The 12390-nt window shown below is 54.5% G+C and carries 8 protein-coding genes; all 8 read left to right on the forward strand.

Annotated features, from left to right (window positions below):
- Positions 1–296 precede the first annotated feature (296 nt).
- The 8 genes from V6N04_RS14015 to cphA all read left to right on the forward strand — a co-directional run bounded on the left by V6N04_RS14015 (position 297) and on the right by cphA (position 12382).
- On the forward strand, positions 297–3227 hold the full coding sequence (locus V6N04_RS14015) for a PA14 domain-containing protein (protein WP_371170818.1): 2931 nt from the start codon (positions 297–299) through the stop codon (positions 3225–3227).
- A gap of 948 nt (positions 3228–4175) precedes the next feature.
- Positions 4176–4502: a PepSY domain-containing protein gene (locus tag V6N04_RS14020; RefSeq protein ID WP_371170819.1), complete on the forward strand. Its 327-nt coding sequence runs from the start codon at positions 4176–4178 to the stop codon at positions 4500–4502.
- An 89-nt stretch (positions 4503–4591) separates the two neighbouring features.
- Positions 4592–5275, forward strand: a complete 684-nt coding sequence (locus tag V6N04_RS14025; protein WP_371170820.1) for a winged helix-turn-helix domain-containing protein — start codon at positions 4592–4594, stop codon at positions 5273–5275.
- Between the two features lie 208 nt (positions 5276–5483).
- Complete coding sequence (locus V6N04_RS14030) at positions 5484–6542, forward strand: HAMP domain-containing sensor histidine kinase (RefSeq protein ID WP_371170821.1); 1059 nt, start codon at positions 5484–5486, stop codon at positions 6540–6542.
- 78 nt (positions 6543–6620) lie between these two features.
- On the forward strand, positions 6621–6839 hold the full coding sequence (locus tag V6N04_RS14035) for a hypothetical protein (protein ID WP_371170822.1): 219 nt from the start codon (positions 6621–6623) through the stop codon (positions 6837–6839).
- 615 nt (positions 6840–7454) lie between these two features.
- Positions 7455–8615 carry a beta-aspartyl-peptidase gene (gene iadA / locus V6N04_RS14040; RefSeq protein ID WP_371170823.1) on the forward strand — a complete coding sequence of 387 codons (1161 nt, stop codon included), beginning with the start codon at positions 7455–7457 and terminating at the stop codon, positions 8613–8615.
- A 51-nt stretch (positions 8616–8666) separates the two neighbouring features.
- Positions 8667–9557 carry a cyanophycinase gene (locus V6N04_RS14045; protein WP_371170824.1) on the forward strand — a complete coding sequence of 297 codons (891 nt, stop codon included), beginning with the start codon at positions 8667–8669 and terminating at the stop codon, positions 9555–9557.
- Positions 9558–9577: 20 nt separating this feature from the next.
- Entirely contained in the window at positions 9578–12382 is a 2805-nt protein-coding gene (gene cphA, locus V6N04_RS14050; protein WP_371170825.1) for a cyanophycin synthetase, read from the forward strand.
- Positions 12383–12390 lie beyond the last annotated feature (8 nt).

A 12390-nucleotide genomic window follows, 5' to 3' on the forward strand; every position in this document is an offset into this window, starting at 1 on the left:
GCACATTCCCGCGCTGGACTGGCAAGTAGGGCTGGATCAGCGCGTATTGATTTTCTGTTATCTCATTCATAACAGATACCTAGCATCAAATAGCACTAAGTAATAGTGTTAACAGGCCCTAGCAAAACCATCCAACAAAAGTTTCTGCAGGTTGGCTTGGTGCCTATTTCGTTTTGGTAAATGCTTGGCGAGATAACGAACTGCATTTCAGTTAAATACCGCGGGTTTTGAATGCAGGTTGTTAAGTTCTGTAGGTTAAACGGGATGCCGGTTCGTATAGATTACGTGGTGTCGGGATGGCGAAGCATGATGACGATGTTTTTGGTGAAGGCTCTCATGAGCGAGGTGGATTGGACGAGAAAGAAAAGCTAACAGAAGCGTTTTCTGGTACCACTGTTGTGGCGCAAGACGATCAGACACGCAGTGCGCTGCATTATGGTCAAGACGAAGCTGGTGCGTTGGGAGGCAGTGGACAGCTCGGTGGTGCAACGGTGATAGCTGAGGGGCTTAATGCCTCGTTGCACGGGTCCGCGAATGGCAAAGAGCTAAGAGCCAACGAGGCTGCTGAATACGTAGCACGAAGCGGTCGTAGCAATGCGCCGGTCTCCGTGGCCCAGCCTGTTGAAGAGGATGGTGCTAACGTACAGATATCAACCGTGACACAAAGCACCCCCGAAGTACAAGTTTCAGACGCGGCAACGCGATCAATAGCAGGTGAATCGGTGCACGTTGACGGACCGAGCCATAGCTCAGCGTCCGAAAGTAGTACTGTCGTCGTAGATGGCAAATTTCTAGCACCCACGACCGAGATTGACACTCCAAATACCGCCGCTGTGTCCCGCGACAACGCTGGTGATATCCCACAACCCTCCGAACCTGCCGCGCCTGCAGAAAAGCAGTCCATCCTCAATCGTGCTCCGGAGGCAGTTGAGATCAGCGAAACGTCCGTTGCAGAGAACGCAAGCGGCGCTGTCGTTGGGACTCTGACGGTGATTGACCCGGATGCGGGAGATACGCACGAGTTTTCAGTGTCTGATGATCGATTTGAAGTGGTTGACGGTGAGTTACGCCTGAAAGATGGCGAGCGCTTGGATCACGAGACCACTGCACAGATCGACGTTGAAGTCACCGCGACAGATGCCAGTGGTGCATCTGTGACCGAAGCCTTTGCGATCAACGTTACTGATGTAAATGAAGGGCCAATAAATCTCGGGCTATCGAATTTTGCCGTCGCAGAGAACGCAAGCGGCGCTGTCGTTGGGACTCTGACGGTGATTGACCCGGACGCGGGAGATACGCACGAGTTTTCAGTGTCTGATGATCGATTTAAAGTGGTTGACGGTGAGTTGCGCCTGAAAGATGGCGAGCGCTTGGACCAGGAGACCGCCGCGCAGGTCGACGTTGAAGTCACTGCGACAGATGCCAGTGGTGCATCTGTGACCAGTGTATTCAGTCTGAACGTCATAGAGGTCCCCGGTCTTTCCGCTACCACAGGTTTTAAGGCCGAGTACTTTGATGTTAATCATCGGCTGACAAAACTTGACGATATCAATTGGGAAGGTGATCCGACCTATCAGGAGGTGACGCCCAACGTAAACTACATCAACGGTCGCGGTTCATTCTGGGAAGGCGGCTCCAGGGATACGTTTGGGGCAAAAATCACGGGTAATATAGAGGTCGAAGAAGGTGGAAATTTCAATTTCCTGCTGGGTGGTGACGATGGTGTGATGCTGTTCGTGAACGGAGAGCCGGTGATTGACAATGATGGTTTGCATGGATTCCGAACACGGTCTGGTGAGGTCGAATTGGAACCAGGAACCCATCACATCGAAGTGCGCTATTTTGAGAACTACGGTCACGCCGGCCTGAAACTGGAGTGGGAAGGCCCGGGACTGGTCGGGCGCGAACTTGTGGCGGCGCCCGGGCTGGATGCGCTGCAAACGGTCAGCGGTATACCACTCACCTTAAATCTGGACTTTGATCATGCAGCCCTCGGCGTGGAAGACACTCTTACGTTGACGGGTTTGCCAGATGGTGCTGTTGTCGCCGCTGGTGGCGCCAATGTCATAGTGGACGGCACGGGTTCGGCAGACGTTTCAGGTTGGGACACAGACGCCTTATCGATCACGCCACCGTCCGATTTCACTGGTTTTGTCGACGCCAGCTTAACGGTAGCGATCAGAACTGGCCCAGACCAGATTGCGGAGGTGAGTTATCCGTTGGATTTTGCGGTAAATGAAGCACAGCTCAGTGCGCCTGAAGCAAATATGGTTGGGGGGTTTACCGCAAGTTATTTCGATGTTGATTACAGCCTACGCAAGATCGACGACATCGATTGGAACGGCGAACCAACTTATCAAGAATTCGTTCAAGATATCAATTACGCCAACGGACGCGGTTCGTTCTGGGAAGGTGGCTCTATAGATACATTCGGTGCGAAACTTGAAGGTCAAGTTAGGATTGAAGAAGGCGGCTCCTACAAATTCTTCGCGGGCGGTGACGATGGCGTTGTTCTATATGTTAACGGTGAGCCGGTGATTGATAACGATGGTTTGCATGGATTCCGAACGCGATCCGGTGAAATCGAGTTGGAACCTGGAACCCATCACATTGAAGTGCGCTATTTTGAGAACTACGGCCACGCCGGCCTGAAGCTGGAGTGGGATGGGCCAGATACCGAAGGTCGCGAACTCGTCTCGGCTGATCTTGATGATTATGTGGAGGAAAATGGGACCTTGGAGTTGGGTCTGAGTTTCTCGAACATAAGCGAGGATGCGAGTGTCCAACTGGATGGATTACCTGCAGACACTATTCTTACGTCAGGTGGTGTATCAGTGGTCACAGACGGTGGGCCGGTGGAAGTATCAGCGCAGGACACCGTGGCGCTGGAGATTTCACCGCCGCCTGGGTTTGAAGGGGTTATTGAGGGAAATGTCCTTATCACGGACACCGCGTTCAATGGCGTATCAGTTAACACTTCTAGCCCCTTCTCGTTGGCGGTGGGCGACCGAGATGTGTCGACAGAGCAAGCGAGTATTGATGAGGTGCTGCTAGTGGCCGACAGCGTTGATGTACACCAAACCGACGACCATGCGTGGGATGCCGATCCAGATGGCGTAGAAGAGATTAACTCAGATGACGATGTCATGGCGGAGCCGGTGCCGATCTACGAAGGAGACGAGAGTGCCGTGACTAGCACCGAAACCTATGAGCGAGTCGATTGGTGATTTCCAAACTGGTTTGCGGCAATTTGCGGAGAGAAGGCATTGTTCACGTGCGGACAGTGGGTCAAGTGAGCCCCTCGCTTCGGTTTGGAACCCCTGCCGAGACCGCGATTTACGGAACTTCACAACCGCTCTGACAAGGATCATTTGCTAGAAACCTGACAAACATGTGGTCAGTTTCCGCGACGGGTCTGGCCTGGCCAGACGGCGTATGGACCTAGAGATTGGAGTTTCCCGCCGCGAGAACGTGGGTCAGATCTTCTCGGTCGAAACCGTGGTGTGCGCGGTGATCCGGTATCGCTGTGACACTCGGGCCAGGTACTGCGAACTCATATAGGGCTTCGGCAGAACTAACTGAAACGCATGTTTGTCTGACGACAGCTTCGACTTTTTCCACCGATGATGTCAGCTCCGCTCGATTTGGGCGCATGGTGAATCTGATCCGTTTCCATGTGTCGAGATTGCTTGGACCGTTCGGCTCGGTCATGGAGGCGAAATAGTCAGGGCCGACGACCAAATATATCTCGGTATGCCGATATTGCGTACCATAAGCTCGCTGTTTTCCAGCCCGCCGGCCCTGACGGCGGCATCAAATCCGTCACAGATTAGATCAGACCGGCGGTCTGAGAAGTCGAAATATATGTCGAGGCCGGGCTAGTTGGGGGCGAATATCGAGAAGGCCGCCCAGGCTTGGTTTGTGTCAAGAATGCGGGCGCTGATACGCGGGAAGATCTTGTTCTGCGCAGCCAGTGATGGGGCGATACAAAAATGCACAGACATGAGCGAATGTCAGGTAAGGGCGGAAACCTTCTATACGAAACCGTCTTGTCTATCGGTATTACGACCTTACGAAACTGTAAGCTTCATGTCGGGCAATTGTGATCTTAGTGCTCCATCTCTGTTCCATCGGAAGGCAAGACGCCCTCCCAAACATCAAAATGGAGTAACGAAATGAACACGAAACTTATCACGGCTGGCGCCTTGTCAGGTCTGATTCTGGCAGGCAGCATTGCAGGCGCGGTATCCGCCCAATCAGTGGCGGATGCAACAAATCTGACCGAAGAACAGGTGATCGAAATTGCTTTGTCCGAAGTTCCCGGCGAAGTCACCGAAGTCGAACTGGAAGATCGCCGCGGAAAGCAGATCTACGAAGTCGAGATCACGGATGCGGATGGCGTTGAGAGAGAGGTGAAAATTGCAGCGGACACGGGCGATGTTCTGAAGGTCAAGACAGACGACAAAGACTGTGACAGTGACGACGATTCAGACGACGCATAAATTCAGACGGATTTTATCTTTGATGATTCCTCTATAGGCTGCCGGTAACGGCAGCCTCAATCCGTTTCACCTTATGATACAGGACGACCATGCGAATTTTGCTATTGGAAGACGATGACCAACTTGGCGCATGGGTCTCTGACGGACTTCGGGAAGAAGGTCATGTTGTCGATCACTTCACGGATGGAAAAGATGCGCTGATGGCCGCCATAGGACAGGGCTTCGATGTACTCATCCTAGATCGTATGGTACCCAGTCTGGACGGCTTGGCGGTGCTGAAATCACTGCGAGCGTCGAAAAACAATACACCGGCTCTTTTTCTGACAGCATTGGGTGAGGTGGATGCGCGTGTTGAAGGGTTCGAGGCTGGTGGCGACGACTATCTGACCAAGCCCTTTGCCTTTGCAGAACTGTCTGCTCGGGTAAGTGCACTTGGTCGACGTGGTGATGGTAATGACAGCTCCCCCCTCCAACAGACCGAACTGAAGTACAGCGACCTTACGCTAGATCTCCTGTCTCGGCGTTGCGAGCGCAATGGGCAGGCCATTGATCTAATGGCCAAGGAGTTCAAGCTTCTGGAGTATTTCATGCGCCGACCGGGCAGGTTGGTGACACGCACGATGTTGCTTGAGCAAGTCTGGGACATGAGTTTCGACCCGACCACTAGCGTGGTTGAAACTCACATTAGCCGCCTGCGATCAAAGATCGATAAGCCCTTTGAAGACGCATTGTTGAAAACGCGTCGAGGTGAAGGATATGTATTTGGCAAATAGGCTTCTGAGACGATTTAGGTGGCTTCGGCGATCCTCGGCTTTACGCTTATCGCTGTTGCTTTCGGCAGTTTTTGCTTGTGGTTTTGCCCTCGCCATTTTTGTTGCGCTTACCCTGGGCCAGTCCGCGATTGAAAGACGCATAGATATCTCGCTTGTCGCATTAGCAGGAGCGTCGGAACTGGAAGACGCCAGAGGTGAAAGTCCTGCGATGATCTTGCGTGCAAGGGATGATTTGGATGGTCTTCCCACCGCCTTTGCGCGCGCTGTGCGCCGTGGCGGTGGAACCGTCGAGCTTGGCAGAAGTCTATTTCGATCTGAGGTCTGGCGCGTATTGGTTGCCAAAGACAGTCAGGGCGAACCTGTGATGGTGGCAGTTCCACTGGAAGAAAGCGAACAGGCACAAGAGCTTTTGTCGGGAATATTGTGGACCACCGCGTTTATCGTGATCGGCTTAACACTCGCGATTGGTTTCGGAGCCGGTCTTTTGGCGCAGCGCAGGATCGTGCTGATAAATCGAACTCTTGGTCGGTTGGCAGATGGCGATTTATCTGCGCGAACCGAGCACCTAAGGACAAAGGATGACCTGGACGACATCGCACGGCATTTGGACACCACAGCGGCCGAACTTGAACGTCTTGTTATCCAGACCCGTCATCTAAGTGCGAGCATCGCCCACGATTTGCGTACCCCCCTTGCACGTCTAAGGGCTCAATTAGAGATGTTGCCCGACGGGCGGGGTCGTGGTGCAGCGCTAGAGGAAGCCGAGCGCCTTTCCCAAATCTTTGACACGATCATGCGGGTTGCACGCATTGAAGCTGCGCAGGGCAAAGAAGGCCTCGAACCGGTTGCTTTGGATATCTTGATTCAAGACGTCTTTGAGACTTTCGAAGCGGTGGTCGAGGACGAAGGGAAGAAATTGATCCTTGAAACCGCCTGCGATTCGGAGATCGAAGCTGATCGCCAGATGTTAGTGCAGGCTTTGGCAAATCTAATCCAGAATGCGCTGGTGCACGGAGGGCCGAATATCACCTTGTTTGCACAAGGTCACTCCGTCGGGGTCTACGATGACGGAGCGGGTGTGGAGTCCTCGCAGTTCGGTGAGATCGTTAAACCGATGGTCCGGTTGGACGCGTCGCGCAGCGCCGACGGTTCAGGTCTTGGTCTTGCATTGGTGCGCGCTGTCGCGGATCGACACAGCGCTAAACTGGAAATCTCTCAGAACAAACCTCGGGGTCTTAAGGTCGCTCTCAACTTTGCAGATTTGTAAGGTTCTGGACAGGCACAAGTAAACCACGGTCTCCATATCTGTATCATCGAAACGAACGATGAAAATGGAGATACCGACATGAACACCCTGATCAACAAAATCACCTCTGCCGTTTCCGGCGCCATTCTGTTTGTAGCGGCCATTGCCATGGCCGGGCTAGGATTTGCAGCCGTCGGCGTTCTTGCACTGTTTGCACTGGTTGGCATCGGGATTGCATTGATAGCTGCACCTTTCGCCAATCTGGCGCGGAGGGACTCCCTGACCGGTTTTGAGCAAGACGAGAAGGCTGCTGCCTAGTCTGGTGCCCTTGCGGAGAGTCCTCCCATGGCATCGCATCTGCTCCCGCACGGATTTGTCACAAAGGGCATTATTGGTTGTCGGCAGGTCTGATCAGATGCGGTTATTTGAAAGGCCTCGATAACGTATCGCAATTGGCAGATCCGGCGCTGCTTCGGTTTGAAGTGACCTTTGCTCTGTCGCAATTCGGCTGGCCGTTCTCTCACTCTACAACCCTAAAACAAGATTCGCGGTGATCGTGTCGCGATTTCCGTCTAAAGTGATCGTGTCGGTCGGCATGCCGAAATTCAGCTGAACGCGGGTGGTATTGAACTGACCAATGCTGCATCCTTGATCGGTCGTTACCCGATGACGGAATTGTTTAGTCCCAAGGAGAGGTCATCGTTGCAGGAGCAGAAGCCGCATTGCTCGACCACTTGGGCCGAAATTCAATCAACCCGTCGGCGCGAGCGGGATCGATCATTGAGGGGCGGGCACCGTTAACGTCCGCGCCCACATTCCTGACGACTACTATTGGCATATGGTCGGCATAGTGCTTTACGGAGAATTGGGGTGGCTATTTGCTGGTTTGCGGTGCAAATCGCGTGCGATTGCGTCCGTTGATGGAATTGAAACATGCTGAAATTGATCAAAAACGCTCTTATCCATGCGCCAAACCGTTTGGGCATCGGTCATATTGTCGTTGCGGGCGAACGTATCGTTTACCTCGGCAGTACGATGCCAGACCTGCCTGACTTGTTTGACGTAGAAATCTTTGATGCCGAAGGCGCCACGATCGTGCCCGGATTGATTGACGGCCATGCGCACATCACCGGCGGCGGAGGTGAGACCGGTCCGGCCAGCCGGGTGCCGCCTATGGTTTTGTCGGCATTCACCAAAGCCGGTGTCACGTCGGTGGTCGGGGTCCTGGGCACGGACGACCTGACCCGCAATACCCAGACGTTGGTACAGCAAGCCTATGGGTTGCGCGAAGAAGGGCTTTCAGCGTGGTGTCATACTGGCGGCTATCATGTTCCATTGACCACTTTGACAGGATCTGCACGCGGTGACATCGTGTTTCTCGATCCGGTTATTGGGGTGGGTGAGCTTGCGATCAGCGATCATCGGTCCAGCCAACCAACGCTGGACGAACTTCTACGTATCGCCAGCGAGGCCCATGTCGCCGGCCTTATGACCGGCAAGGCGGGGATTGTTCACTGTCACATGGGTGATGGTGCGCGTGGGCTGTCTATGTTGGAACAGGCAATTGAGACTTGTGAAATCCCGTCAAGGGTGTTCAACCCGACGCATATTAATCGCAACTTGCCATTGTTTCGTGAAGCCATCGCGCTGACTCGGCATGGTTGTTATGTCGATGCGACTGCCTTTCCGTGTGAGCATGTGGATCCTGGGATTTCGGCTGCCGATGCCTATCTGCAATTTCGCGATGCGGGGGGACGGCTGGACCGGTTCACTATCAGTTCTGACGGTGGCGGTTGCTTGCCCGCCTTTGACGACGAAGGCAATCTGACACGATTTGGCGTCGGGTTGTGCGATATTTTACCAGAGACCTTAGGGGAGCTCGTGCGAGCGGACGTGCCGTTATCAGAGGCACTCGCACCGTTCACATCAAATGTAGCCGATCTTCTAAAGCTGCGCCGCAAAGGGCGCCTGGCCACGGGAATGGATGCCGATCTGGTGGTTCTGAACGAAGATCTGGGCATACGCCATGTAATGGCGCGGGGGGAATGGCATATTCGTGACGGCCAAGCGGTCCGGTACGGAACATATGAATGATACCTGAGGAGGGGTGGAACCCCAGCAGGTTGCGAAAGAAGGTAGAAGAAGATGTGCCCTGCACCAGTTGACGACGACAAGCCACGCGGTTTCATCATCCCAATCGGAGGTGGCGAAGATCGCGTGAAAGAAATGCAGATTCATCGTAAATTCGTGGAGCTCTCGGGAGGCGAGGACGCCGATATTATTGTGATCCCGACCGCGTCGATGCTTGAGGATACGGGCCCGGATTATCACCGTATCTTTTCAGAGTTGGGGGCAGGGCAGGTGGAATTCTTACCAATCACCAACCGTGCTGATTGTGACAACCCGGATTATGCCGAGATGCTGGACCGTGCCACGGGGATTTTCATGACCGGTGGCAACCAGCTTCGATTGTCGGCGATTCTGGGTGGAACACTGGTCGCACAGAAAATTCGTCGCCGGAATGCGTCCGGCGTGCCGGTTGCGGGAACCTCGGCAGGGGCGTCGATCATGTCCGAACATATGGTTGCAGGGGGAAGCAGCAATTCTGCTCCCGCTGAAGGCAACATCACACTGGCGCCGGGTATGGGGCTAACCAATGCAGTTATAATCGATCAGCACTTCACTGAACGAAATCGGCTGGGTCGCTTGCTAACCGCTTCATCTTTCAACCCTTTTTTGATCGGTCTTGGTATTGATGAAGATACAGCGGCCTTTATCGGCCCAGACAACGTATTCGAAGTTGTGGGCAGCGGTACGGTCACTGTTGTGGATGCCAATCATCTAACGCATTCCTCGATGTGGGATGCGCGTGCGGGTGAAGCGCTCAGTCTTCTCGGGCTGCGGCTTGACGTTCTGGGCGAAGGATGCCGTTATGATCTGACCGCTCGCCAGGCTTTTCCGCCAGATGAGCATATGGCGTTCTGCACTCTTCCCGATCTATCCGGGGACGAGACCGCCAGTGGGGGGGGGCAATAAGATAACCAACGGGGAGCTTCATGAAAATAATCTCAACCAATGTATTTGTCGGCCCGAATGTGTGGGCCAGTTTTCCGGTCATACGACACGTCATCGATCTGGGTGTCTTGGAGGAGTGGCCATCGGCAAAAATTGGTTCCGAGTTTATTGATGCATTGATTGAGGCTCTTCCCGGTCTTTCTGAACACGGTTGCTCGTATCGCGAACCCGGCGGTTTCATTCGCCGCCTTCGGGAAGACGAGGGCACCTGGATGGGTCACATACTGGAACACTGCGCCATCGAGGTGCAGAATGTCGCTGGTACCGATGTTACCTTTGGCCGGACCCGCGGCACCGGTGTCCCGGGCCAATACAACATGGTCTACGCTTATCGTCAGCGTGATGTGGGTCTTGCAGCCGGCAAGTTGGCGATGCGCCTTTTGATGCATCTGTTGCCACGGTCCTTGAAGGATCAGACAGACTTTGATTTTGACGATGACTTCGACTGGGAAGATGAGCTGCGCAGCTATGTTCTTCGCGCGCAGCGAAAAGAGTTCGGCCCGTCGACCGGCTCGTTGGTAAAGGCCGCCGAAGAACGCGACATCCCGTGGATCCGTCTGAACGAAGGCTCGCTTGTGCAGTTTGGGCACGGCAAGTACCAAAAGCGTATTCAGGCAACGATCACCTCGGAAACCAAACACATCGCGGTCGAGATTTCCTGCGATAAGGAAGATACCCATAACCTGCTGAATGATCTGGGCCTCCCGGTGCCACATCAGCGCATGGTCTATAACCCCCGCGAAGCGGTGCGCGCCGCCGAACGGATTGGGTATCCGGTTGTGGTCAAGCCGCTCGATGCCAATCACGGGCGCGGGGTCTCGATCAACCTAAATTCGCCTGACGAGGTCGAGGCAGGCTTTGCCGAGGCCAAAGAGCATTCCCGCAGCCGCGCCATTTTGGTGGAAAGCTTTATCACAGGGTTTGATCACCGCATGCTGGTGGTCGACAACAAGCTGGTCGCTGTGGCCAAGCGGGTTCCTGGCCATGTGGTGGGTGACGGCAAACACTCAATCGCTGAACTGGTCGACATCGTAAACGAAGACCCCCGCCGGGGCATCGGCCACGAAAAAGTGCTGACCATGCTTGAGATTGACAATCAGGCCAACCGCCTCCTGGACACGGCCGGTCACACGTCTGATACCGTGCTGCCCGATGGTGAGATCTTCTATCTGCGTTCAACCGCAAATCTGTCGACCGGGGGCACCGCAATCGATCTGACAGATGTGGTACATCCTGACAACCGCGACATGGCAGAACGCGCAATCATGGCCGTTGGCCTTGATGTGGGCGGCGTTGATTTCTTGATCGACGATATCACCAAATCCTACAAGGAAATTGGTGGCGCGATTGTCGAAGTGAACGCAGCGCCCGGCTTCCGTATGCATGTCGCCCCATCCGAGGGCGAACCGCGCGACGTGGCGGGTAGGGTGATCGACATGCTGTTCCCGGTCGAGGAACCTCGTCGTATTCCGATTGCGGCCATAACGGGCACCAACGGTAAAACCACGACCTCGCGTATGTTGGCGCATATCATGAAAGCCAGTGGCAACATTGTTGGCCTTACGTCGACTGACGGGGTCTATGTTGATGGCAAGCTAAGTGTAAAGGGGGACATGACCGGGCCCAAGTCTGCCCAGATCGTACTGCGCGACCCGCTGGTGGATTTCGCCGTGATGGAAACCGCACGTGGTGGACTTGTGCGCTCGGGTCTTGGGTACCAACGTTCGGATGTTGCGGCCTGTCTGAATGTCTCGGCAGACCATCTGGGACTGGGCGGTATCAACACGGTTGAGGAACTGGCGGTCGTTAAGCGCGTTGTTGTAGAAAGTGCCACGGACACAGCGGTTCTGAATGCCGACGACCTTAACTGCCTCAAAATGGCGGATTATGCCAATGCCCAGACGATTTTCTATGTGACGACCAATCCGAACAACAACCTGGTCAAGGAACATATCAAATCCGGTGGCAAGGCGATTGTGCTCGAGCTAGGCATGAATGGCGACATGCTGACCATCTATGACAATGGAATGCATATACCGGTTCTCTGGTCACACCTGATCCCGGCGGCGTTGGAAGGCAAGGCCATCTTCAATGTGCAGAACGCCATGTTTGCCACCGCGATGGCCTATAGTTTCGGCGTAGATCTGGACAATATTCGCCATGGTCTGCGTACGTTCGACACCAGCTTCTTTCAGGCACCGGGGCGTATGAACGTGTTCGACGAGCATTCATTCAAAGTGATCCTCGACTATGCCCATAACCCGGCCGCTCTTGGTGCCATGAGCGCTATGTCGGACCGGATGGATGTTGAGGGGCGCAAGATCTGTGTCCTCTCAATGCCCGGGGATCGCCGGGACGAGGATATCGCCGATGCATCATCTGTCGTTGCCAACCACTTCGATCACTATATCTGCAAAGCCGATGACCATCGGCGCGGGCGGGGTCAAGATGAGGTTCCGAAAATGCTGCAAGCGGGCCTGATGGCCCATGGGGTGACAGAAGACGCAATCAGCATTATCCCAGATGAGGTCGAAGCGGTGGATGCGTCTCTGGCCATGGCCGCCCCCGGCGATTTGCTGGTGATCTTCGGCGACAACACCACACGGTGCTGGAAACAGATCATTCACTTCAACTCGGGCGAGGAATCGGAAGAGGTCTCATCGGTTGCCATCGCTACCCCAAAAGAGGCCTCTGAGTTTGAAGACCTACTTGACAGCGACCAAACCCTGATCCGGGACGAACGCGGGGTGCGTCTGGCCCGTGATGTCAGCGAAGACGCCGACTGAGTGGCCGG

The organism is Aliiroseovarius conchicola (assembly GCF_041403445.1).
GTDB classification, from domain to species: domain Bacteria; phylum Pseudomonadota; class Alphaproteobacteria; order Rhodobacterales; family Rhodobacteraceae; genus Aliiroseovarius; species Aliiroseovarius conchicola.